Raw genomic sequence first — 24,318 nt, forward strand, 5'->3', positions numbered from 1 at the left:
GTCGTAATGATTCAAAGAACAAAAGCAAAAGTAATGGGAGCACCAACCCCAATGGCGGGTCTGGCTCTTGGTATTGCGAGCTTAGGTTGGAGTTGGGAAAACTTCGCCGAATTAAATGGCTATGGACAGTGGGTTAGCGCAGGTATTGCAAGCGTACTGCTAGCAATCTTGGCGACTAAATTTCTTTTTCACAATCATTTGTTGAGACAAGATCTTGCGCACCCTGTGGTAGGTAGTGTCGTTCCAACTTTCGCGATGGGAACCATGGTGGTTTCAAATTCTCTAGGGCACTTTTTCCCTGTTGCAGGTGACGTGCTTTGGTTAGTGGCGGTAGCTCTACATATCGTGTTCCTAGTGAGCTTCTTGTACCACCGTGCGAAAGACTTCGAACTACACCACATGGTGCCAAGCTGGTTCGTACCACCAGTGGGTATTATCGTTGCAGACGTGTCTTTCTCAGGTAACCCAGTGCTTGCACCAATTGCACACGGTGCGTTGGTCTTCGGTATGGTGGCTTACGCGGTGATGTTGCCAATGATGATCTACCGTTTCATGTTCACCCATGAAATCCCAGATGCAGCAAAACCAACCATGGCAATCATGGCGGCACCAGCAAGCCTATCGTTAGCTGGTTACTTAACCGTAACGGCAACACCTTCACCAGTGATTATTGCTCTGTTGTTTGGTATCGCGGTATTGATGACAGCTATCATCTACTTAGCCTTCTTTAAATTGCTAAGACTGCCATTTAGTCCAGGCTACGCAGCGTTTACCTTTCCAATGGTGATTGGTGCAACGGCTCTGTTCAAAACAGCAAATTGGATGGAAGCAAATGGTCTAGCAACGCACTATGTACAACAAGTTCGCGGTCTAGCTGGTATCGAATTGATTGTGGCAACGATTGTGGTGACTTACGTAGGTTTGCAATACATCAATAACTTACTGATTCAACCGCGTTTAGTGACAACACATCACGCATAAGTCTTACTCGTAAAGCAAAGTCTCTTGGTCTCTCTCGCCAAGAGGCTTTTTTTGTATCGGTAGGGAGGGTTCTAAAGCCAATCTGCAGATAAAAAAAATGCCACCCCAAAAGGGTGGCAGGAAAAATAGATATAACTTTGCTACATCAAACTTTAGTAAACGCCGCCATTTTATAGTTGAATAGTTAGTTCAACTAGGCAAGAAGGATAAAATTTATTCTCTTGATGCCTCTATCGTAACTTTTATGAGCGAATTTGAATCAATATTTATTTTCTAGATGTAATTATATAGGGCCTGTTGCAGGGTGTATGAAAGATATAAATATGAGATTCACGTTATCATTATAAAATAAAAATAGTTGGTTAAATAAAATAATAGCGCAATCTTGCGGTTATTATTTATTATTTATTATTTATTATTTATTATTTATTATTTATTTTTCTCATTTATGGGGTTTTATTTTGGAAAATATATCTATCGAGAGTTTATATGAAAAGGCATTGGAGCTTATTCTAACTTTTGGACCAAAACTTGTTTTAGCTATTCTTGTTCTTGTTGTCGGTTGGTGGCTTGTTGGTAAGATTACAAAGGGAATTGAGGTTACGCTTGAAAAGGTCAACTTAGAACACAGTTTAAGAGGGTTTCTAAGTTCATTTGCATCAGTAGTGATGAAAATATTATTGGTGATCTCTTCGGCTTCGATGATTGGTATTGAGACTACGTCCTTTATTGCAATGCTAGGTGCCGCTGGGCTTGCTGTCGGTATGGCTCTGCAAGGTAGTTTGTCTAATTTTGCTGGTGGCGTTCTTATCCTATTCTTTAAACCGTTCAAGGTGGGCGATATTATCGAAGCTCAAGGTCATATGGGGAAGGTGGTTGATATTCAAATCTTTGTCACTGTTTTGCTGACGTATGATAATCAAAAAATTATCATTCCAAATGGTTCTCTTTCTAACGGAACGGTGAAGAATCTGTTTTGTGAAGAGAACCGACGTATCGATATTGAGTTTGGTATTAGCTATGGGGATGACCTCCACATTGCAAGGAATGTACTAATGCAAGTCATGAATGAATACGACTTAATTCTTGATAAACCATCACCAATTGTGCATGTCAGTCAGCACGGAGACAGCCATATTGGTATGCTAATGTGGGCGTGGGTTAAATCAGAAAACTACTGGCCAGCTTATTATGGTTTACATGAGCGAGTAAAAGACGCATTTGATGAGAAAGGTATTACTATTCCTTTCCCTCAACGAGATGTTCACATTTATCGCAATTAGTAAATCTTGCTACACATATTGATGGTGTTAATGTAAATGAAAATTAAACCATTATTTTATGGGATTTTTATTTAGGATGGATATATTTTACTAATGATTTTTGAATAGGCATTTAAAAAAACACAATATTTTAAATGCTAATGAAAATAATTCTACTAATAGTAGGATTATTTTTTTACTATTTAAAGGATTACTTCATGGCTATTATTGCTTGGGTCGTTTTAGGTTTGGTTGCTGGTGTATTAGCACAATGGATATTACCAACACGTACTTCAAATAGTTGGGTCGCAACAATCATTCTAGGTGTATTGGGTGCGTTTGTTGGCGGATACATAGGTTCAATCTTTGGTTTTGGTGCAGTTGGTGTACTAAGTGTTGAAGGTATTATCACGGCAACATTGGGAGCAGTGATCTTATTGTTTGTTTTCCGACTTATTCGTAAGTAAATCAAGATAGTTTATTTAACATGGAATCTCCTCTGAACCTGAAAGATATTCTGCGTTATTTAAATAATCATACCGTTCGGGCTAGCTATTCAGCAGTTGCTGAGGTACTTGGTGTAAGTGTTTGGTCTCTGGTTTACAAACTGGATAAGTGCCAGCCCGAAATGTCTTGGTTAGTTAGTGACAAGAACGGCTTACCCACCGGGTATAAAACGATAAACTACCACCCACGTCTCTTTGAAAAGAGAGTTGTACTTTCTAGTGCATCAGTCTTAAAGCAGAACTTACTTCACGATAAACATCAGTAGAGTTCAGTTTATAGAGATAGTTTTTCCTGCGCATAGAACTACGGTGTTTTTGTTATCAGATATCACCGTAGTATTCACTAAATCCTCATCATTCATCTCTTTCAGTTGTTGGCTATTTACCCAGAATTCGGGTGTTCTCTAACCTTTTGTTATTTAAGCTATCGAGATCGCTCTAGGAATAAATGCGGCTGTGCTAAGCTTGCTAGCAGTTTCCATTGGCATTCGGTGCACTTACTTTGTTTACTGTCTATCACTCCAATCAGGTCGATGTTCTCAAATCACTTCTTGTTGAACTGATTCGCATCAACCCATTAGAAAACCCATTCGAAAAAGAGCAAATTCTGGTGCAGAGCCCAGGTATGTCTCAGTGGTTAAAAATGGAATTGGCGAAAGAGTTTGGTGTTGCGGCAAACCTAGAGTTTCCGCTGCCAGCGACCTTTATCTGGGAAATGTTTACCCAAGTATTGGCTGATGTGCCAAAGCGCAGTGCCTTCAACAAAGAGGCCATGACGTGGAAGCTGATGCATTTGCTTCCGGGTATGTTGAACGAAGCGTCATTCGAACCTTTGGCACGTTATCTTCAAGACGACAGTGACAACTCCAAGCTGTATCAATTAGCAGAGAAAATTGCCGATATCTTTGATGGCTATTTGGTGTACCGCCCAGAGTGGATTGCAAGCTGGGAAGCAGGAGAAACGGTGCCTGAACTTGAAGACGAACACCCATGGCAGCCGATTTTGTGGCAGGCATTGTACGACCACACGGTTACCCTTGGGCAATCGCCTTATCATCGTGCCAATTTGTACGAACACTTCATTGATACGCTCGAAAACTTCAACGGCAATTTTGATCATCTGCCGAAGCGTCTGTTTGTGTTTGGTATCTCTTCACTGCCACCACGTTACATGGATGCGCTAAAAGCCATTGGTGAACATATTGATGTCCATCTGATGTTTACTAACCCCTGTCGTTATTACTGGGGTGAAGTACGCGACCGTAAATTCTTAGCTCGCTTAGCAGCAAAACATCGTCAGCACGTGGTGTGGCAAGAAGACCATTCTGAAGTGCAAGGTGAGACTGAGCAGTTAAAAGGTTCACTAGAAGAAAACGTGGTGGATGAGTTGCATACCGATGTGGTGGGTAACAGTTTGTTGGCTTCGATGGGCAAACTTGGACGCGATAACATGTATCTGTTGTCGCAGCTTGAATCCCATGAGATAGAAGCTTTTGTTGATGTTGAGCGCGACAGTTTGCTCCATCAACTTCAAGCTGACATTCTTAATTTAGAAGAGCACCAAGACGACGAGCAAATCGACAGCAGTCAGCACAAACAAGTGGTGAGTTTGGGTGATAAATCTCTGAGCTTGCACTCTTGCCACAGCCCGATGCGAGAAGTGGAAGTGCTACACGACCAGCTTCTGGCAATGTTCGATGCTGATCCAACACTGAAACCGCGCGATATTATTGTCATGGTGGCAGACATTAATGCCTACAGCCCTGCGATTCAGGCGGTATTCGGCAATGCACCGGGTGAGCGATTTATTCCTTACTCGATTTCAGACCGAACGGCCGATCAAGAAAGCCCAATTTTGGCGGCTTTCATGCAACTTGTTAATTTACCGAATACACGTTGTTTGGCTTCTGAATTACTTGAGTTGTTAGAAACGCCAGCGATTTTGAAGCGATTCGACTTAAGCGAAGATGACTTCCTTCAAGCCAAACAATGGGTGGAAGAATCTGGCATTCGCTGGGGGCTAGATAGCCATACCGGCAGCGAATTTGAACTGCCAGAAACACGCCAAAACACATGGCAATTTGGTATCCAGCGTATGTTATTAGGCTACGCGATGCCAGAATCTGCCGGTTTGTTTGAAGCGCAAGAGGGTAGCCTCTCGCCATACAATGAAGTGCAAGGTATGGGCGCAGAACTAGCCGGTAAGTTAGCTCACTTTATTCAACAAATTAGCCAATATCGCCGCAAACTTTCCCATGTTCAGTCGATTGATGCATGGCGTGAAACCTTGGTGGCGATGTTGGATGACTTCTTCTCCGTTGAGTTAGAAGGGGAAATGGCGCTCAAGTCGATTCGAGATACCTTAAGCCAACTGAAAGAACAGCTAACCGATGCGGCATTTGATGATGCCTTGTCGCCTTCCATTGTTAGCCAGTATCTACAAAACAAGCTGTCAGGAACACGAGTCAGCCAGCGCTTCCTTGCCGGACAAGTGAACTTCTGTACGCTGATGCCGATGCGCTCGATCCCATTTAGAACCGTATGTCTACTCGGTATGAACGATGGTGTGTACCCGCGCTCAATGCCACCAGAAGGTTTTGACTTAATGACAGGGCGCACTAAACCGGGCGACCGTTCACGCCGAGACGATGACCGTTACCTATTCTTAGAAGCCGTGCTGTCTGCGCAGCAAAGTTTGTACATCAGTTACGTTGGGCGTTCTATCCAAGATAACACCGAGCGAGTGCCGTCTGTGCTGGTGTCAGAGTTATTGGAATATTGCCATCAGAACTACTGCTTAGATGGCGATCAAGACCAGCCAGTCGATGATTCCGGAGATAAATTACTCAACGAGTTAGTGAATGTGCATGCCATGGTGCCATTTAGCCCAAGTGCATTCCAAGGTTCTCATTCAAGCTATGCCAAAGAGTGGATTCCGGCAGCGTTGACCCAAAGCAGTCAATCGCAAGGTCATGCTCGTGGCGAATTTAACCGCGCGTTGGATGATTACTTACTCGGTGCGACCTTCCCAATCGAATTGGACTTGGTGGAATTACAACGCTTCTGGCGTTTGCCTGTTCAGTATTTCTTTAACCGCCGTTTAAAAGTGATGTTCGAGCCGCCATTGCCTGTGATGGAAGATGACGAGCCCTTTGTATTAGGTGGCTTAGAAAGCTATCAAATGCGTGATGAGCTGCTGGAAACCTTGCTTGAAACCGCCATTACTCAACCGTCCGCAAAAGCAGACGTGCTCAAGCACTTTATGAGTGAACAACGTGCGCAGGGTAAATTACCGGTTGGCGCATTTGGTGATATCGAGTTTGAAACCAACCGCGTGCAAGCGGAAGAGCTGGTGGATAAGTTGGCGTTTTTATCCGGCGCACCGCAAGACGATTTAGAAATCGATCTTACCTTCGATGTGCTTGGTGAAGGAAAAAACATCCGTCTAACCGGTTGGCTAACTCAATGCTATCAATCTGGGTTGATTCGCTACCGCAGCGGTAAAATTCGTGCGCAGGATTACCTTGCTGCATGGATTGATCATCTTGCTATGTCTGCCTCTGGTCAGCCTAGAAAGACCCACGTTATCGGTTATGACCGCAAGGAAGGCGCGGTGCATTTAGTTTACCCAGCAATGGCAGACGCTGCGCAAGCGAAACAACTACTTGCTGAATTAGTGCGTTTGTTTTTTGAAGGCATGACCAAGCCATTACCATACTTCCCGAAAACAGCACTGGCGTGCGTCGAGGCGGGCTTTAGTCGTGGCCACTGGGCTGATGACGAAGAGAAATCGCTGAAGAAAATGGCGGACGCATTCAATGATGGGTACATGAGCCCAGGCGAAGGAAACAATGCGTATATTTCGCGTATTTGGTCTGCTTGGAATGATGAGCTTGCAGCAGAAGTTCGCACACTGACTGCATTGGTTCTTCAAGGCGCAAGATTGACGGCGATGGATGCTGAAAGTATACCCAAGTAACCTCAAGATGCTTGGTTCAGCGAGATTGACTTGGCTTGTAGGCGAGGCGATGATTTGAAGATCTAGTGGCTCTAAATTAAAAATCGTCAACGAAGTATACGAGCCAAGACAACTCGCCCTTCGGGAGCGTGTCACTGAAGCAATTTCATCGTCAAACAACTTGGAAAGAGCAATCTACTATTACACAGCGTTGTTTTCCTTGAACTTGAATCAGTGACAACGCTCTGAATCCTGTATCTTGAAGTCACTTGGGTATAAGAATAAGTTGGATTATTTAGATAAAGAAGAGAGTAGGGTGGCCGCCAGAAAATCATTATTTTTTGTAGGGCGTTCGCTGTACGGCCACAAGGTCAGAGGGACCATGATTCGTTTGAGTGTAGCCGCCTGAATGGCTTGGCTTATCTCGTGAGGCGCATACTAACGGTACTCCGTAATGATAACCGTGAGTGAGATCCCACAAAGGTTTAAATATTCCAACCTATTAGACTCATTAATAAAATTTTTAACGATAGATCACATTATAGGGTTTGTTGATCTTTAGATGCGAAACGCCTTTGAAGATCCACATGTCCTTGTTGAATACTTGGAGAGATTCAGCGTTATGGCGCAAATGTCAGTTCCAACTCCACTGCAAACCATGACTTTTCCGCTGCATGGTGCAAGGCTAATTGAAGCATCTGCGGGTACGGGTAAAACCTTTACCATCGCGGGTTTGTATCTGCGACTCCTACTAGGGCATGGCACGACTGATACCAAACATCGCGTGCCGTTGACTGTGGATCAAATTCTGGTAGTGACTTTTACCGAAGCCGCAACTGCAGAGTTACGTGATCGTATTCGTGCGCGTATTCACGACGCGAGGATCGCATTCGCTCGCGGACAAAGCTCAGATCCTGTGATTCAACCTTTGCTGGAAGAAGTCGAGGATCATAAGCAAGCCGCTGAGATCCTATTGCAAGCAGAGCGCCAAATGGATGAAGCCGCGGTGTACACCATTCACGGTTTCTGTCAACGCATGCTGACGCAAAACGCATTCGAATCCGGTAGTCGTTTCAATAATGAGTTTGTGACAGACGAAAGCCATCTTAAAGCGCAAGTGGTTGCCGATTATTGGCGTCGCAACTTCTATCCTCTGCCATTCGCTTTGGCAGGAGAAGTGCGTCAACTATGGGGCTCGCCATCGGATCTGTTGTATGACATCAGCAACTACCTCACGGGTGCGCCGCTAAGTCTCTCTGTTCCTGCAATGCAAGGTAGCCTTGCCGATTTGCATGAGCAAAACTTAAAGCAAATTGATGCTTTGAAAGCCCAATGGTGTGATAGCCAAGAGGATTTCCTCGCACTGATTTCTGATTCCGACGTCAACAAACGCAGCTACACTAAAAAGTCTTTACCGACATGGTTAGAAGCGGTAAACGCATGGGCTTCGACAGAAACCACGGGCTATGACTATCCAGATAAACTGGAGAAGTTCGCGCAGAATGTGTTATTTGAGAAAACCCCGAAAGGCACTGCGCCACAGCACCCGGTGTTTGAGGCGATAGAAGCCTTCCTTGCCAACCCAATCAGCTTAAAAGCGCCATTGTTAGCTCATGCGATTGAGCATTGTCGCGTGATGCTGGCAAAAGCAAAAAATCAGAAACAATGGTTGTCATTCGATGACTTGCTGACTCAGCTTTCTGCCTCGATTGATACCGATGAAACCGCACTACTGACAGAGCGTATCCGTACGCTTTATCCGGTTGCGATGATCGATGAATTCCAAGATACCGACCCACTGCAATACAGTATTTTCAGCCGCATTTATTTGGATAATCCTGAGTGCGGTTTGTTTATGATCGGTGACCCGAAGCAGGCGATTTACGGTTTCCGTGGGGCGGATATCTTTACCTACATCAAGGCGCGTAACCAAGTTAGTGCTCACTACACGCTTGGTACCAACTGGCGCTCAAGTGCCGATATGGTATTGGCAGTGAACCAGATTTTTGCTCTGCCAGATAGCCCGTTTATTTATGACTCTGACATTCCATTCCATTCTGTGGATTACAGCCCAAGTGCCGACAAACGCGTTTGGACCATGGGTGGTCAAAAACAGCCTGCACTGACTTATTGGCTGCAAGAAGCGGAAGATAAACCTCTGCCAAAAGGTGACTACCTCACCGCTATGGCAGAGGCGACAGCAAGCCAAATTCAAACCATTTTGACCTCCGCGCAACAAGGTCAAGCGTGTCTGGTCAATGGCGAGAAGCAGAAGCCAGTTAAAGCGGGCGACATTGCAGTATTGGTGCGAACGGGTAGCGAAGGTCGCATGGTCAAGCAGGCGTTAGCAGACCAAGGCATTGCCAGTGTGTACCTTTCTAACCGCGATAGCGTGTTTACCAGTTCTGTGGCGCAAGACTTACAGCGTTTGCTGCAAGCGGTGTTAACGCCAGAAAACGACAGAGCATTACGCGCCAGTCTAGCATCAGAATTGTTCGCTCTGGATGCAGCTAGCTTAGACGCCCTCAACAACGATGAAACCGTGTGGGAAAACGCGGTTAACGAGTTCAAAGAATACCGTAAGCTTTGGGTGCAGCGTGGTGTGCTACCTATGCTGCGTGCAGTGATCAGTAAGCGTCATATTGCTGAGCGTCTGCTAGAAGAAGGGGCGAGCTCACAAAGCGAAAACGGTGAGCGAGTACTTACCGATTTGATGCACATTGGTGAGCTATTGCAGCAAGCGAGTAACGAATTAGACAGCGATCACGGCTTGCTGCGTTGGTTAGCACAATCTATCAGCGATGCAGAGCACGGGTTGGGTGGAAGCGATGACCAAATTCAGCGTCTGGAATCAGAGCGTAACTTGGTGCAAATCGTCACCATTCACAAATCCAAAGGTCTGGAATATGACTTGGTCTTCCTGCCATTTGTGTTTGGTTACCGAGAAGCGAGTGAAGCCAAATACTACGACGCTGAGAACGATCGCACCGTACTTGATATCACGGGTAACGATGCGTCGTTAAAACAAGCAGATAAAGAGCGCCTTGCTGAAGACTTGCGTCTTATATACGTAGCGCTAACGCGTGCCGTGTATGCCTGCTTTATTGGTGCTTCGCCGCTGCGCAATGGTCGCTCAACCAAAGAGCCAACTGGCGTGCATCACAGCGCAATTGGTTACTTGGTGCAAAATGGTCAAGAAGGCGGTATCAACGATTTGTTTGTTGGGTTGAAGAAGCAACAAGAGAATCTCGATAGCGTGGTGATTTGTGAGCCTCCAAAGCAGCACGATGAGATGTATGTTACAGAGCAAACCGAGTTAGAAGCGTTGACTGCCAAAGAGCTGCAAAACTCGATTGATAGAAACTGGCGCATCACCAGTTACTCGGGTTTAGTTAAGCAAGGTTCTCATCATGCTGAACATGACGCGACGATTGAAATCACCGGCTTTGATATCGATTCTTCAGAAGAGCAAGATGAGGCGGAATTGGTTGAGCCAGAACGCTCTATCTTCAACTTCCCGCGTGGCGCACGTCCAGGTACCTTCCTGCACAGTTTATTTGAGGAAATTGAGTTTACTCAGCCAGCGACGACAGAAGAGAACACCCAAATCATCCTCGGTTTGATGGAAAGTGAGCAGCTTGATGAAGAGTGGCTGCCAATCCTACAACAGTTGATTGATACCGTGCTGGCAACGCCTTTGGATAGCAAAGCACTGCTACTCAATCAGAAAGGTCCGACACAACGTTTGGTTGAGATGGAATTCTTATTACCGATTGAAGTGCTATCTGCACCAGCATTGAACCGCGTGATTCAACGTCATGATCCGCTGTCTGCCAAAGCGGGCGATTTGGGTTTCCAAACCGTGCAAGGCATGTTGAAAGGCTTTATTGACTTGGTGTTTGAGCACCAAGGCAAATACTACGTCCTCGACTGGAAATCGAACCACTTAGGCGACGATGTGTTCCATTATCATGGCGATGCGTTGAAGTCGGCGATGGCGGATCATCGCTATGATCTGCAATACCAAATCTACGCTTTGGCGCTGCATCGTTTCTTACGCAGTAGATTGCCAAATTATGATTATGAACAGCACTTTGGCGGCGTTTATTACCTGTTCTTGCGTGGTATGGATGGGCAAAGTGATCACGGTATTTTTTCTGCCAAGCCAACTTTCGAATTTTTACAAGAAATGGATCATTTGATTGATGGTCAAGCACCTGACACGCGATCCAGTGAATCGGGTCAGATGGAGTTAATTTGATGAAAACCAATGATCTTCTTTCTGAGCAAAACAGCCTTGTGGCAACACGAGATCTAGCGGCAACACCAGATCTATTGGCAACGTTAGAATCGTTAGCAAACAAAGGAGCGATTCGCCAATTGGATTTCCAGTTCGCGCGCTTTATCTATTCGCAAGTTGAGCAACAAGCGAACAGCCAAGAACTGGCATTTATTGCTGGTGTGGTCAGCAGTGAGTTGGGGAAAGGACACATCTGCTTGCCTCTGTTTGACAGCCAAGGGCAGCCAACAGACCTTGCCAGTAAGCTCGGTCTGTTTGGGGAGTCTGCGTTAGCGCTTAATACTCAGCTGCAAGGCGTTAATTGGGTTGAGCTTCTACAAGCGTCGCCTTTGGTTGGCACTCAAGGTGAAGCTTTGCCAATGATGTTTGATGGCGAGCGTCTCTACTTGCATCGTTACTGGCACTATGAAGTGACGTTGGCGGACAAACTTAATCAACTCAGTGCGGCTGTAAACCTACAACCTCAAGAGTTCACACGTTTGTCTGAGTTGCTACATCATTTGTTTGCTCGTCAGTACCACTTTCTGTTCAATGCATTAGCCAAAGCGGTAGAGGCAGGAACCAGCAACCAGGTGCTACGCCAGCAATTAGTCTGTGACCATTTGGATGTGGTCACTGTAGACAGTCTCGATTGGGCTGCCATTGATGCGGCGGTCTGCCAAGCAAAACAGGTTCATGAATTGCAAGTCCTGGACAAGCTTGTACCGTTATCAGCTTGTGTTAACTGGCAGAAGGTCGCTGCTGCGGTGGCACTGACGCGTCGTTTTGCGGTGATTTCTGGTGGGCCGGGTACGGGTAAAACCACCACGGTAACCAAATTGCTTGCCGCGCTGATTGAGCAAGCAGGACAAGAGAAAAACCTCACCATCAAGCTGGTGGCGCCAACAGGTAAAGCGGCAGCGCGTTTGACGGAGTCTATTGGTAAAGCGATTCAAGAGTTGCCAGTGGAGCCTGAGCTTAAAGCGAAAATTCCAACCGAATCGAGCACTTTGCATCGCCTATTGGGCGCGATCCCAAACAGTGCAGAGTTTCGTCACAACAAACAAAATCCGCTGCACCTCGATATTTTAGTGGTGGATGAAGCCTCCATGGTCGATCTGCCGATGATGTACAAGGTTGTGGATGCACTGCCAAAGCATGCGCGTTTGATTCTTCTCGGAGATAAAGACCAGTTGGCATCGGTAGAAGCTGGTGCGGTGCTAGGTGATATCTGTTCGTTCCATGCATTTGGCTTTGGCAAAGAGCAGGCGTCTGCAGTCGCGAAGCTAACAGGTTTTGACACTTTGGCGTACAGCACCAACAGTAATGCTTCGATTGCCGATAGCCTATGCATGCTGCAAAAGAGTTACCGATTCGATGCCCGTTCTGGTATCGGTCAGCTAGCGAAAGCGGTCAATGCTGGCTCAGCCGCAAAAGTAGACGACGTTTGGAATCGTGATTTTGCTGATATCGAGCATTTCGCACTGAGCAGTCAAAACTACAATCAGATGATGCAGAATTTGGTTTCTGAATATGGTCGTTACTTAAAGCGCATTGGGCAGCAAGAGATTGACCAGAAGACTGGGGAGCCAGAAACACTGACCCACAAAGCCAAAGCCGTGTTGGATACCTTTAATCAATGCCGCTTGTTGTGTGCTATCCGTGAAGGTGATTTTGGTGTGACCGGTTTAAACCAACGCATTGAAAAAGCACTAGCTGCACGCAAGTTGATTCAAACCCAAGACGAGCTTTGGTATCACGGTAGGCCAGTGATGGTCACGCGTAATGATCATGGCTTGGGGTTGTATAACGGTGATATCGGCATTTGTATGCGAGACGACAGCGAAGGTGAATCGCGCCTTAAAGTGTTCTTTGAACTGCCGGATGGCAGCGTGAAGTCGGTACTGCCAAGCCGAGTCCCTGAGCATGAAACCGCATATGCGATGACCATTCATAAATCACAGGGCAGTGAGTTTGAGTACACGCTAATGATTTTGCCGCCAGATTTCAGCCCAATCCTCACTCGCGAGCTGATCTACACCGGTATTACTCGCGCGAAGAAACGCCTTGCGATGTACGCCGAGATGAATGTCCTCAAGCGTGGTATTAAGGTGAAAACTACCCGATCGAGTGGGTTAGTATCTCGTTTATCTAGTTAAAACAAAAAGACCGAGCGCGATGCTCGGTCTTTTTTAATTTTGTGTAAACGCATTGGTAAATGACACGCTGCGAATTTTGTACTGCTGTTGGTAAGCCAAGATAAAATCTTTAATGGCGTCATTGACGGGAAATACGCAGTGGACGTCTAGCCCTTCCAGAAAATGGTTATCCGCCATATCCCAGAAGCTTTGAAGTGAGTTACAAATAATGGTTTTCATAACAGTGCTCATCTTATTCATTTTAAGAGTAACAACTGTCCTTGATGCGTCATGCAGCGCGATGGAGCTCGCTCTGCACTTTAGGGTGAACAATATTCACCTAGATCCATTTGTGAGTTGATTAAAAACCAACCGTTTGTCGCGCAGAGTATAACCAACCAAGTGTATATTGAAAAGGTTAAATTGCGACCAATATCAATGTAAAGCTTTGCATAATGATATAAGAGCTGAATAAATAACGTTTCGTTATTCCTCAGAGATCTAATGCCAGAATTTTCGATTTACGTTGGAAGTTATATAGCCCTTGTTTTGCTCCCGGAAGGTAATCAACATTCACTTCATAGAACCCTTGTTCTCTAAACCAATGCAGACTGTGTGTGGTCAACACAAAGATCTGATTGATGTTGTCTGATTTTGAGCGATGCTTCATATAGTTCAGTAGCAATAACCCACGGTTTCCATCACGATAGTCTGGGTGGATCGCCACACAAGCCATCTCTGCTTTTTGCTCTTCGATATATGGGTACAAAGCCGCGCAACCGATGATCAAGCCGTCTTTTTCAATGATGGTGAACTTATTGATTTCTTGCTCAAGCTGTTCGCGAGAGCGTCTTACTAGCACGCCTTGTTCTTCTAATGGGCGAATCAGATCTAAAATACCGCCAATATCATCGATGTCCGCTTCACGTACCTGTTCGGCACTGGCCATTACAACCTGTGTACCGATACCATCGAAAGAGAACAATTCTTGAATGAGTGCGCCATCAACTTTGTAACTGATTAGGTGGCTTCTTGGCACACCTGCACGGCAAGCAGAAATCGAACCTTTGAGAAAACGTAGTGTTCCAGAGTTATAGTCGGAATCTGGTGAGGTGTCTGCCATGAGTTTCGTGATGACATGCTCGGCTTCAATAGGGAACAATTCCGCGACGGCGTTACCGTTATCATCAATAACCCCTTGCTCAGAACAGAACCCAATCAATTTATCTGCACCAAGCTTAATCGCTAGCTGAGTCGCGACTTCTTCTGAGGGGAGGTTGAAGCATTCCCCTGTCACTGAGCTGGCGATTGGGCCGAGTAATACAATTGAACCTTGATCGAGTGTGCGGTGGATTGCATCGGTATCGATTCGACGAATGCGCCCACTGTGGCAATAGTCGACGCCGTCATCCACGCCGAGTGGTTGAGCAATGACAAAGTTGCCGCTCACAACGTTAAGCTGGGTACCCGCCATTGGCGTGTTGTTAAGGCTCATGGATAAGCGTGCGGTTATCGCCAGTTGAAGCTGCCCTGCGGCTTGCATAACTACCGAAAGCGCGGCTTCATCTGTGATTCGAACGTTTTTGTGGTATGGCGTAGTAAGATCTTGTTTCTCTAGTAGTTGGTTGATCTGTGGTCTGGCACCATAAACAACAACGACTTTAATGCCAAGGCTATGCATTAAAGCAATATCATTGATAATGTTACCAAAGTTTTTATCGGCAACCGCTTCTCCTCCTAGCATTAATACCATGGTTTTTCCACGGTGAGCATTCACATAAGGTGTGGATTGACGGAATCCTTTAACCAGAGCAGTACTACGAATTTTCACTACAGCCATTCCTTGTGTTTATTTATGCTCTAATATTGTCTTTTTATTCAAATGTTGGCAAGGTAATTTTTTGGAATAAAGCACAAACATCGTGAGTGTGATGCTTGGTTGTGTTTGGCTGATGAGGGTACAATGTTCCCGTCTAGTTCAAACACGTGAGCCTCATGTCTTCAGTTGTAAATAAGAATGCTGCGATCGCTGCTCAATCAGAGCAAAATATCTCTACAAAATCGCCACTTCGTAAATGGATCGAACGTTCGCTTATGCTAACAGCGATCGTAGGAACGATAGTCGTATTTATGATGTATGGTGATTTGATCACGCGCTATATCAATCCACCGGTTTCTAAGTCTGTGATTTATGGCACGTGGGTAGAGCAAGACGTGGCGCCATATGCTCGTGAAGAGTTTGTTCTGAGTGAGAGAGGAGTGACGGTACGCGGTTCTACCGTTGCGACGGACTTTGAGTTTGATGGTGATACGTTGTCATATAAAGTGGGCTCTACGGTACGCACATTTGAGTTTACAGATCAGCACTACGCAGAGATAAAACTGGACTCAAATGCTCATTACCTTCCCGTGTTTCGTTTGGAAGGTCATTCTAATTTAGCGGTTCGCTAACCCCCGTTTTTCAAAGCGTGATTCGTTGCGTGTGGCAGGGAATCGCGTTTTGTCACATCTTTATGTTCTTGCGACCTTTCACAAACATTTTCCGGACAATCGTTTGATTCCATTGCTGTTACTATCCTCAACCCAGTTTAAATGGATAAATTGGCAGCAAACCAAGTCTTTGCCTTAACGCTGATACACTTTGTCGCAGCTTTTCAATTGCGTCGTTTGCATTTGTTTGCCATCCTTTTGCTATCTTCTTTTATGGAAAAAACACGTGTTTAAAAAACTCCTCCCTATTGTCTCTTTAAGTCTGCTATTTGGTTGTGCGGCTGAGCCAGAACAAAACCTACTTGCTAAGCAAGATTACGATGGCGAGTTTTCGCATATCTTGAACAAAGCTGATGTCGTTGAATCCAACAAGCCACAAGATTTCACCGAGTTCAACAAACAAGCAGAACAGGTTGTGACTAAGTCGCCTTCAATGGCAAAAATGTATCAGCCACTTTACGAGAAGTTGAGTGAATGGGCATTGCAGAGTGGTGACACGACTGCGCTCAGTGCATACGGCATTCAAGCCGCGCAGCTTGGTGGTGGTGATAAGAAGGGCAACGTGTTGTTCACAGGCTACTTTTCTCCTGTGATGGAATTGCGTCATCAACCGAATGAAACATATAAGTACCCGGTTTACGGCAAGCCAAAATGTAGCTCTGATTGCCCAACTCGTGCGGAAATTTATAACGGTGCGCTTGAGGGGCAAGGTCTGGTATTGGGTTACGCACCAAACCGTATTGATCCATTCATGATGGAAGTGCAAGGCAGTGGCTTTGTTCATTTCGAAGATGACGATACGCTGGAATATTTTGCTTATGCAGGTAAGAACAACAAAGCGTACGTGAGTATTGGCCGAATTCTAATTGAGCGTGGTGAAGTGCCACGTGAAGAGATGTCACTCAAAGCTATCAAAGACTGGGTGATGAAGAATGATGAGGCAACGGTTCGTGAGTTGCTAGAGCAAAACCCCTCTTATGTGTTCTTTGCTCCACAAGCGGATGCGCCAGTAACGGGCTCTGCAGGTATTCCACTATTACCAATGGCATCGGTAGCAGGCGACCGCTCGATTCTACCTATGGGTACGCCAATTTTGGCGGAAGTGCCATTGCTTAATAAAGACGGTACATGGAGTGGGGCGCACCAGCTTCGTCTTCTTATTGTGTTAGACACTGGCGGCGCGGTGAAACAAAACCATCTTGACCTATACCACGGTATGGGACCACGTGCCGGTACAGAAGCGGGTCACTACAAGCACTTTGGTCGAGTGTGGAAGTTGGGCTTGGAAAACACGCCAACGCAAGCACCTTGGGCTTTGCCGCCAGAGAAGTTACAATAGCCGCCTAGCGAGAGGAATCACCTCTCATCATCTAGACATTTCCTCAAAGAGTGCGTATAAATCGCACTCTTTGTTTTTCTATCGATCATCTGGAACTTCAATATGCGTGAACTCGATACTCCGGCATCTGACAGCTATAACCAACGTTTTGGTGGCACTCGTCGTCTCTACGGTAACAGCGAAGTAGAAACTCTTCGTGCTGCACACGTGTGTGTGATTGGTATTGGTGGCGTTGGTTCATGGGCGGTAGAAGCGCTCGCACGTACTGGTATTGGTGAGTTGACGCTTATCGATATGGATGACGTGTGTGTGACTAACATTAACCGTCAAATTCATGCGATGACTGGCACGGTTGGTCAAAGCAAAATTGAAGTGATGGCAGAGCGCGTTAAGCTGATTAACCCAGAGTGTAAGGTCAATTTGATTGACGACTTCATCACGCCAGATAACCAGCACGAGTACTTGAGCAAAGAGTTCGATTACGTGTTGGATGCGATCGATAGCGTAAAAGCAAAAGCCTCTCTATTGGCTTACTGTCGTAGCAACAAGATTAAAGTGATCACAACCGGCGGTGCTGGTGGTCAAATCGATCCAACTCAAATCATGGTGGCGGATCTGACCAAGACAATCCAAGACCCACTGGCGAAGAAGATCAAAGATACATTGCGTCGTCATCATAACTTCCCGAAAAATCCAGCGCGTAAGTTTGGTATCGATTGTGTGTTCTCTACCGAGCAATTGAAGTACCCACAAGCCGATGGTTCAGTATGTGGCGTGAAATCGACAGCAGAAGGTCCAAAACGTATGGATTGTGCGAGTGGTTTTGGTGCGGCGACGGTTGTAACAGCAACGTTCGGTTTTGTTGCGGTATCACGCATCGTTGAAAAGCTGATCCAAAAGCATAAGAAGTAATTCAGAGAAGAGAGTGCATCATGACTGATTTTCCTGTTTCGCCGTTTGGCACTGACATTACCAGTGAAGACATCGCCGCAACCATGCAGCAATTTAAAGGTTGGGAAGACCGTTACCGTCAGGTAATTCAATGGGGTAAAAAGTTGCCTCAAATGCCTGAAGAGCTCAAATCAGAGCAGGTTACGGTATCTGGCTGTGAAAGCTTAGTATGGTTGGTGAGCAAAGAGCAAGAAGGCGTATGGCACTTCTGCGCTGATTCTGACGCGCGTATTGTTCGTGGTCTAATTGCCTTGGTGATGGCGGCTTACGATGGCAAAACGGCAGAGCAAATTCAAGCGTTTGATATTGATGCTTACTTTGAAAAGCTGGGTTTAATTGCTCATCTAAGCCCATCGCGTGGCAATGGTTTGAAAGCGATTGTTGAGCAGATCAAAATACAGGCTCAGTAGCTAGCGTTAGTTATAATCGCACAACGAACAGAATAAAGAAAAAGGGTTGAAGCCAAACGGTTTCAACCCTTTTTCTATAAATCTACAGTGGTATTTTTATTGTTAAAGCATATCGACCGCTTTCTCGACTGCTGCAATCAGCTTCTCAACATCTTCTAACGTATTGTAGATACCAAAAGAAACGCGCACCGTGCCTTTGACGTTAAGCGCATCCATCAGAGGATGAGCACAGTGATGCCCTGCACGAACAGCGATACCTTGTTGATCAAGTAAAGTAGCAATGTCTTGGTGGTGAACGCCGTCCATAACGAAAGTAAGCACCGAAGCATTCGGCTGATAACCGAGGATTTGAATGTCATCCAATTGGCTTAGTGCTTGGTAAGCTTTGTTCTGCAGAGAATGCAGGTGTGCCACTACTGCGGCTTGATCGAAGCCTTGGTACCAATCGATGGCTTTCGCTAGCGCAATTGCGCCGGCGACGTTCGGTGTACCCGCTTCAAACTTACCCGGCAAGGCAGAGAAGGTGGTCTTCTCGAACGAGACTCTTTCAACCATTTTGCCGCCGCCGTGCCATGGTGGCATCGCTTCTAAAAGTTCAAGCTTGCCATACAGAACGCCAATCCCTGCGGGTGCATACAACTTGTGGCCAGAGAAGACATAAAAGTCGACATCGAGCTCTGCCAAGTTCAACTGTTCATGAACAATGCCTTGTGCACCATCGACAACGACAACTGCGCCAACCGCATGTGCCATGGTGATGATTTTCTCGATAGGTTGACGAGAGCCCGTCACATTGGTGATTTGTGCGCACGCTACGATTTTACAGCGCTCCGACAACACTGCTTCAAACGCATTGATGTCGAATTGGCAGTCAGAGGTCATCGGAACTTTAACGATTTTCGCGCCCGTTTGCTCTGCGACAATTTGCCAAGGCACGATGTTCGCGTGGTGTTCCATTTCACTGATCAGAATTTCATCACCCGCTTGGAGTGTACTACGAGCATAAGTTTGTGCGATTAGGTTTAGTGCTTCGGTTGCGCCTCGAGTCCAAATGATTTCTTTTGAACTGCTCGCCCCAATAAAATTCGCAACGGTTTCACGAACCGCTTCAAATTGGCTGGTTGCGTTGGCTGTTAAGCTGTGACTGCCACGGTGCACGTTAGCATTTTGTGCACTGTAGTAATGGCTAATCACATCGATCACGCACTGTGGCTTTTGTGTTGTTGCTGCGCTATCAAGGTAAACCAAAGGTGATTGGTTTACGTCTTGATTTAGGGCTGGGAACTGTTCGCGTACAGCGTTTACGTCAAACATTATTCGTCACCGAACTCGTGATAATGCAGTGTTGGGATGGTAACTAGCGGTTCTGCGACCATCCATCCATGCTCTTTACCAGAAAGTTTGATAATGATTTCCATCGCGAACTCAAGTGCGGTTCCTGGTCCCTGACTTGTCAGTAAGTTGTGATTCACATCCATGGTGACACGTTTAGCTCGCCATTTGTCTTCAGGAATATGAGATTGGAAGCTTGGATGGCATGTCATCAAGGCTTCTGGGTAAAGGTTGTGGTGTTGCAAAACCAAAGCAGGAGCTGCACAAATTGCCGCAACCAGCTTACCTTCGTACATGTGCTGTTTCAGGATCTCAATCATGATGGTACTATCACGGAAGATTTCTGCACCACCTACGCCACCAGACAGAACAATCGCATCAAACTCGTCATCGGCAATATCGACCAGCTTGCAATCCGCGGTAAGTGTCACGCCTCGAGACGCTTTCATAGTCAGTGAACCATCGAAATCTGCGCTTGCGACCGTTACGTCATAGCCTGCTCGAACCATCAAGTCGATAACGGTTACCACTTCCATTTCTTCTGTGCCCGGCGCGATAGGTACTAAGATCTTTTTATTCATTGTTCTGTCCAGCTTTGTTCAATCTGTTTGATGCGTTGATAGAGTTTGGCGTTCTCTGGCGTACTTATCTGATGCTTTTCAGCAGCTTTCAGCAAATAGCCGGTAATAAAATCAATTTCGGTGCGACGTTGGTGAAAAACATCTTGTCTCATTGAAGAGTAGTTGGCTGCTGTTGCGTTCACCACTTGCAGAACAGTGGTTTGAAGAGAATCAAAATCGCTCTTTATCCCTTCTTTATTCATTACCTCTACCAACTCGCGAGTGATGTTCACCAACTCGGTGGCAAATTCCGGAGCGGCAAGCTCACCATTTTTACATTGATGAATGGCCGTCAGGGGGTTGATAGCACAGTTGATCGCAAGTTTGGTCCATAAAGCAGCGTTGATATTTGGGTTCCAATTCACCTCTGGTAAAGCGTGATTCATCACCTCCGCTAAGAAGTCACATTGAGTACCTTTAGCATTAAAGCCTCCCAGTTGAGTATTTCCCTGACCAGTATGCAGAACCTGCTCTTTACTTGGTTTGTAAGCACCGTGTGTTGTTGTGGCAACGATTAATGGGTTATCAGCAAGTTTGGTTTCGATGAGTTGTGCGGTTCCCATTCCGTTGTGCATCAACATTATGATGGTGTCAGTGTTGATATAAGGAAGAAGAGGCTCAATCGCGCTTTCCACTTGCCATGCTTTTACTGTCACAACAATCAGATCTGCATTTTGAACAGAAGGGATGTGCTGATTAGAAAAATTGATTGCTGGATTGTCATCGAGTTGGAGCAACTGCTCGCTGTTTGAGCTTTTTCCCCATAAGGAGACATTGTGTCCAGCAAGTTTGAATTTAGTCGCCCAGAGTGAACCAACTGCTCCCGGACCTAAGATGAGAATATTCACCAAACGCTCTCATTAAAAAGGTTTGCTGCAAGGATAATGAGGGAAAAAAGGAAAGCAAATAAAAATGGCGCCAAGAGGCGCCATTTTTGGGGAACTTATCGGTTCAATTAGAACTTGTAAGTTACAGCTACGTAGTGACCAGCACCAGATGATTCTGGTTTGTGACCCCATGGTAGTGGCTCACCGTCTTTGAAGCCGTATACGTCATGGTATAGTTTCAGGCCGTAACCCACTGCGAAGCGGTCAGAGTGCCAGTAGATACCGTTAAACATTGCACCGCCGTTAGACGCTGTAGTGTTGAACTTGTTACCTTCAGCATCATCCATACCGAATTGGTAATCGATGTAACCTTGGTAAGAAATGAATGAACCGTTCTCGAAGAAGTAGAATGGCTTGAACCAGTTAGTAGAAACTTGGAAACCGTTCCAGTCTTTTTTGTTGCCATCGTAAGTACCGTATAGGTTTAGGCCGATTTTGCCTAACCAAGGAACCATTACGTCAGAACCTAGACCGATTTTCTGAGAGTTAACGTCTGAGTTACCACCCCACTCCATAAGAGTCGCAACGTAAAGCTCTTGAACTGGACCGAAAGATAGGTCTTTACCAGTTACAGCATCTAGAGACATACGAGGAGCAAACTTCATGAAGATCTTCTCGCCGCCATCTTTGTCGCTGCCTGGATCTGAAGCCAGGTTAAATACATCTACGTAACCGTATAGGTCGAAGATGCCAGAGCGGCCGCCAAATTCCATTTCTAGGTAATCGTGAGAAGACTCAGAGTAGCCTTTCTCGTTGAATGCACCCATTAGGTTGAATTGCATCCACTTGTAATCGTTCTTGTGGATATCGCCATCTGAGTAGTCAGCAGCCATAACTGGAGCTGAAGTAGCCGCTAGAAGGCTAAGAGCTAAAAGTGATTTACGCATAAGGGGACTCTCTATGTTTGTAATGATTCAGAACACGCAATCTGTGCTGCGCTTTCCAATTGGCGGGAATAATAGCGATAAAAATCTCAAATGAAAGTGATAGAGGATGCAAAAATGAAGGTTTTTAGTGAGGCTTGTCACGAAATAAGTTTATTTCACGGAACTTTTTGTTTGTTGCATTGGTTTGCAATAAATATGTGACGCACGTCGTTTGCGTAATCGTTTTTATGACTTTTTAAGCCAGTCGATTAACCAACATAAATCGTTAGTGATCTCTCTAATACATCGCTCGTATGAATTTTTGAATCAAAGAGGACGATTTAATGAATGAAGTCATGTTATTCCCTTTAACCTCAGTTGTATTGCCAGAAGGAAAGATGAATCTGCGCATTTTCGAGCCACGCTATCAGCGTATGGTTAAGGAGTGCAGTGTCCGAAACGTCGGTTTCGGGGTATGTCTTGTTGGCAGTGGGGACGATCCAAAAGCAGTAGGGAATGTGTCGTCTATCGGTACTTTGGTCACCATCGTTGATTTTGAAACACTGAGTGATGGACTTCTTGGAATCACCGTTGTCGGTGAAAAACGCTTTACTGTTAAGCGCGTAAGAGCAGACTCTGATGGTCTGCGTCACGCTGAGGTTAATTGGATAGAAAATTGGTGTGAGCCAAAGCCTTCTCCAGACTTTCTGTATCTAAGCGAGCAACTCGCTCATGTATACGAGCAATTTCCTCAGTTGGGAAAACTCTATCAACATCGTTTCTATGACGATGCCTCGTGGGTTACTCAGCGGTGGCTAGAGCTCTTGCCTCTCGACAGTATTTTATTTGAGAAGTTGGTTGGTGCATCAGATTGCCTACCCGCGTTGCATTTTCTCAATCAAGCGATAGAAGCCTCACCAAAAAGAGAGACTAGGATATGAAAGGACTAACCAAAACTGCAGTAACCTTGGTTGCTGTACTAGGGATTGCTGCCTGTGGTTCAGACAGTGATTCGATCGAATATTCGAACTTGCAAGCGGTGCACGCGTCAGCAGACGCTCCGTTAGCGAACGTATGGATTAATGACGAAGCAGCGTTAACTGGCGTAGATTACGGTGTCGGGTCGGGGTACGTTCGCGTTCCAGAGGGTGCCAACTCTGTACAAGTTGACGTTCAATTGCCTGGTGGCGAAGTCGCTACTGTTGTTGACAGAACAACACTCGATCTCGACTCAGACCTAAACTACACCGCCTTTGTTGTGGGCGACGCTTCTGGTGCATCAAACCCTGTTGAACCTCTTATCGTAACCCGAAGCGCATCTTCTATGGCAGACGCTAACAGCCTAGACGTGCAGGTGGTGCATGCTGCTTCTGGCGTGCCAGCTGTAGATCTTTACGTCACTGAACCCGATGCCGCGTTGGCAGACTCATCACCGATTACCAATCTAGCCTATAAAGCATCAACGGATGTGCTAAACATTCCTGCAGGTGATTATCAAGTGAGACTCGCTGTGGGTGATACAGTAGCGTTTGATTCGGGAACCATTCCGCTCCCAGCTAATGCTAACTTAACTATTGCGGCTATCAGTACAGGTGATTCAAACAGCACTTCTCCGGTGAAGTTAATGGTATTAGATGGTTCTGGCTCTTCTATAATTGAAGATACAGGCAGCCAAGCAGAAGTGCGCGTTGGTCATTTAGTCGATGGTGCACCTGTTGTTGATGTTCATGTTGACGGCGCTGCCTTTGCTCCGCTTGCGGATTTGGAGTTTAAACAAATTCGTGGGTACTTGGACCTTGCGCCAAAAGCGTACGATATTGATGTGTATGTTGATGGTACAACGACAGAACCAATTATCGACGTTGACGGTTTGGAAGTGAAAGGTGGTATGGATTACAGCATCTATGCTGTTGGCGTTGTCGCTCCTGCTATCGCAATTGAACCGCTTGTAGTCGAAGACATGCGCCGTGCAGTCGCAACCAGCGCTACTTTAAATGTTACGCACGCAGCAGCGAATCCAGTGGCTGAAATGGTAGACATTTATCTCACAACCAGCGCAGGAATCGACGGAAGTGATCCAGCAATAGCCAACTTCGCGTATAAAGATAGTGTGCAAGGCGTGTACGTCGCTGAAGGTTCTTATTTTGTCACTGTGACAGTAGCGGGAGACCCGACTACAGTAGCGATTGATTCTGCACCTGTAACGGTAATGAACGGCGTCGTATATCAAGTAGTCGCCATCGATGATGGCAATAACGGTGGCTTCAATCTTATTGTTGATGACATCACCGACTAGGAC

General features: G+C 45.9%; 18 protein-coding genes. 12 read left to right on the forward strand and 6 right to left on the reverse strand.

What is annotated here, in order from left to right; all coding sequences use genetic code 11:
* Positions 1-6: 6 nt before the first annotated feature.
* The 6 genes from QTO06_RS19355 to recD all read left to right on the forward strand — a co-directional run bounded on the left by QTO06_RS19355 (position 7) and on the right by recD (position 13,145).
* Entirely contained in the window at positions 7-981 is a 975-nt protein-coding gene (locus tag QTO06_RS19355; RefSeq protein WP_331409416.1) for a TDT family transporter, read from the forward strand.
* A gap of 461 nt (positions 982-1,442) precedes the next feature.
* Positions 1,443-2,264 carry a mechanosensitive ion channel family protein gene (locus QTO06_RS19360; protein ID WP_331409417.1) on the forward strand — a complete coding sequence of 274 codons (822 nt, stop codon included), beginning with the start codon at positions 1,443-1,445 and terminating at the stop codon, positions 2,262-2,264.
* Positions 2,265-2,461: 197 nt separating this feature from the next.
* Positions 2,462-2,710 carry a GlsB/YeaQ/YmgE family stress response membrane protein gene (locus QTO06_RS19365; protein ID WP_331409418.1) on the forward strand — a complete coding sequence of 83 codons (249 nt, stop codon included), beginning with the start codon at positions 2,462-2,464 and terminating at the stop codon, positions 2,708-2,710.
* 541 nt (positions 2,711-3,251) lie between these two features.
* Positions 3,252-6,728, forward strand: coding sequence for an exodeoxyribonuclease V subunit gamma (gene recC, locus QTO06_RS19370; RefSeq protein WP_331409438.1), 3,477 nt, complete (start codon positions 3,252-3,254; stop codon positions 6,726-6,728).
* Between the two features lie 601 nt (positions 6,729-7,329).
* The gene (recB, locus tag QTO06_RS19375) at positions 7,330-10,968 is read left to right on the forward strand and encodes an exodeoxyribonuclease V subunit beta (protein ID WP_101960272.1); all 3,639 of its coding nucleotides are present in this window, start codon (positions 7,330-7,332) and stop codon (positions 10,966-10,968) included.
* Entirely contained in the window at positions 10,968-13,145 is a 2,178-nt protein-coding gene (gene recD, locus QTO06_RS19380) for an exodeoxyribonuclease V subunit alpha (RefSeq protein WP_331409419.1), read from the forward strand. Before recB ends, recD begins: the two co-directional genes overlap by 1 nt.
* A gap of 33 nt (positions 13,146-13,178) precedes the next feature.
* Here the strand turns inward: recD and QTO06_RS19385 are convergent, their stop codons facing one another.
* Entirely contained in the window at positions 13,179-13,364 is a 186-nt protein-coding gene (locus tag QTO06_RS19385; RefSeq protein ID WP_005427310.1) for a hypothetical protein, read from the reverse strand.
* Positions 13,365-13,617: 253 nt separating this feature from the next.
* Positions 13,618-14,955, reverse strand: a complete 1,338-nt coding sequence (argA, locus tag QTO06_RS19390) for an amino-acid N-acetyltransferase (protein ID WP_033005369.1) — start codon at positions 14,953-14,955, stop codon at positions 13,618-13,620.
* Positions 14,956-15,119: 164 nt separating this feature from the next.
* On the opposite strand from argA, the gene QTO06_RS19395 reads away from it, so the two are divergent.
* The 4 genes from QTO06_RS19395 (at position 15,120) to csdE (ending at position 18,314) form a co-directional block, all read left to right on the forward strand.
* Positions 15,120-15,575 (forward strand): DUF2850 domain-containing protein, encoded by a 456-nt coding sequence (locus tag QTO06_RS19395; protein ID WP_331409420.1) that lies wholly within the window; start codon positions 15,120-15,122, stop codon positions 15,573-15,575.
* A gap of 265 nt (positions 15,576-15,840) precedes the next feature.
* Positions 15,841-16,953 (forward strand): murein transglycosylase A, encoded by a 1,113-nt coding sequence (gene mltA / locus QTO06_RS19400; RefSeq protein WP_020195467.1) that lies wholly within the window; start codon positions 15,841-15,843, stop codon positions 16,951-16,953.
* Between the two features lie 102 nt (positions 16,954-17,055).
* Entirely contained in the window at positions 17,056-17,865 is an 810-nt protein-coding gene (tcdA, locus tag QTO06_RS19405) for a tRNA cyclic N6-threonylcarbamoyladenosine(37) synthase TcdA (RefSeq protein ID WP_331409422.1), read from the forward strand.
* A 20-nt stretch (positions 17,866-17,885) separates the two neighbouring features.
* Entirely contained in the window at positions 17,886-18,314 is a 429-nt protein-coding gene (gene csdE, locus QTO06_RS19410; RefSeq protein ID WP_047481517.1) for a cysteine desulfurase sulfur acceptor subunit CsdE, read from the forward strand.
* A gap of 102 nt (positions 18,315-18,416) precedes the next feature.
* Here csdE and csdA read toward each other — a convergent pair whose 3' ends face one another.
* From csdA to QTO06_RS19430, 4 genes are all read right to left on the reverse strand, one after another.
* Positions 18,417-19,628, reverse strand: a complete 1,212-nt coding sequence (csdA, locus tag QTO06_RS19415) for a cysteine desulfurase CsdA (RefSeq protein ID WP_331409424.1) — start codon at positions 19,626-19,628, stop codon at positions 18,417-18,419.
* On the reverse strand, positions 19,628-20,227 hold the full coding sequence (locus QTO06_RS19420) for a DJ-1 family glyoxalase III (protein WP_331409425.1): 600 nt from the start codon (positions 20,225-20,227) through the stop codon (positions 19,628-19,630). The genes csdA and QTO06_RS19420 overlap by 1 nt, the downstream gene beginning before the upstream one ends.
* On the reverse strand, positions 20,224-21,114 hold the full coding sequence (gene panE / locus QTO06_RS19425) for a 2-dehydropantoate 2-reductase (RefSeq protein ID WP_331409426.1): 891 nt from the start codon (positions 21,112-21,114) through the stop codon (positions 20,224-20,226). The genes QTO06_RS19420 and panE overlap by 4 nt, the downstream gene beginning before the upstream one ends.
* A gap of 107 nt (positions 21,115-21,221) precedes the next feature.
* The gene (locus QTO06_RS19430; protein WP_005436622.1) at positions 21,222-22,040 is read right to left on the reverse strand and encodes a nucleoside-specific channel-forming Tsx family protein; all 819 of its coding nucleotides are present in this window, start codon (positions 22,038-22,040) and stop codon (positions 21,222-21,224) included.
* Positions 22,041-22,363: 323 nt separating this feature from the next.
* Between QTO06_RS19430 and QTO06_RS19435 the strand changes: the two genes are divergently transcribed.
* Both QTO06_RS19435 and QTO06_RS19440 read left to right on the forward strand, forming a co-directional pair.
* The gene (locus tag QTO06_RS19435) at positions 22,364-22,960 is read left to right on the forward strand and encodes an LON peptidase substrate-binding domain-containing protein (protein WP_331409427.1); all 597 of its coding nucleotides are present in this window, start codon (positions 22,364-22,366) and stop codon (positions 22,958-22,960) included.
* Complete coding sequence (locus QTO06_RS19440; RefSeq protein WP_331409428.1) at positions 22,957-24,315, forward strand: DUF4397 domain-containing protein; 1,359 nt, start codon at positions 22,957-22,959, stop codon at positions 24,313-24,315. Before QTO06_RS19435 ends, QTO06_RS19440 begins: the two co-directional genes overlap by 4 nt.
* Positions 24,316-24,318: the final 3 nt, after the last annotated feature.

This window comes from Vibrio sp. M260121 (assembly GCF_036533715.1).
GTDB lineage: Bacteria > Pseudomonadota > Gammaproteobacteria > Enterobacterales > Vibrionaceae > Vibrio.

What these genes read in the sequence shown, in the direction of transcription:
- csdE (WP_047481517.1), top strand. Translation starts at nt 17,886, where the DNA reads ATGACTGATTTTCCTGTTTCGCCGTTTGGCACTGACATTACCAGTGAA.
- QTO06_RS19395 (WP_331409420.1), top strand. Translation starts at nt 15,120, where the DNA reads ATGTCTTCAGTTGTAAATAAGAATGCTGCGATCGCTGCTCAATCAGAG.
- csdA (WP_331409424.1), bottom strand. Translation starts at nt 19,628, where the DNA reads ATGTTTGACGTAAACGCTGTACGCGAACAGTTCCCAGCCCTAAATCAA.
- QTO06_RS19440 (WP_331409428.1), top strand. Translation starts at nt 22,957, where the DNA reads ATGAAAGGACTAACCAAAACTGCAGTAACCTTGGTTGCTGTACTAGGG.
- QTO06_RS19420 (WP_331409425.1), bottom strand. Translation starts at nt 20,227, where the DNA reads ATGAATAAAAAGATCTTAGTACCTATCGCGCCGGGCACAGAAGAAATG.
- tcdA (WP_331409422.1), top strand. Translation starts at nt 17,056, where the DNA reads ATGCGTGAACTCGATACTCCGGCATCTGACAGCTATAACCAACGTTTT.
- QTO06_RS19430 (WP_005436622.1), bottom strand. Translation starts at nt 22,040, where the DNA reads ATGCGTAAATCACTTTTAGCTCTTAGCCTTCTAGCGGCTACTTCAGCT.
- recD (WP_331409419.1), top strand. Translation starts at nt 10,968, where the DNA reads ATGAAAACCAATGATCTTCTTTCTGAGCAAAACAGCCTTGTGGCAACA.
- recB (WP_101960272.1), top strand. Translation starts at nt 7,330, where the DNA reads ATGGCGCAAATGTCAGTTCCAACTCCACTGCAAACCATGACTTTTCCG.
- QTO06_RS19435 (WP_331409427.1), top strand. Translation starts at nt 22,364, where the DNA reads ATGAATGAAGTCATGTTATTCCCTTTAACCTCAGTTGTATTGCCAGAA.
- QTO06_RS19355 (WP_331409416.1), top strand. Translation starts at nt 7, where the DNA reads ATGATTCAAAGAACAAAAGCAAAAGTAATGGGAGCACCAACCCCAATG.
- QTO06_RS19385 (WP_005427310.1), bottom strand. Translation starts at nt 13,364, where the DNA reads ATGAAAACCATTATTTGTAACTCACTTCAAAGCTTCTGGGATATGGCG.
- QTO06_RS19365 (WP_331409418.1), top strand. Translation starts at nt 2,462, where the DNA reads ATGGCTATTATTGCTTGGGTCGTTTTAGGTTTGGTTGCTGGTGTATTA.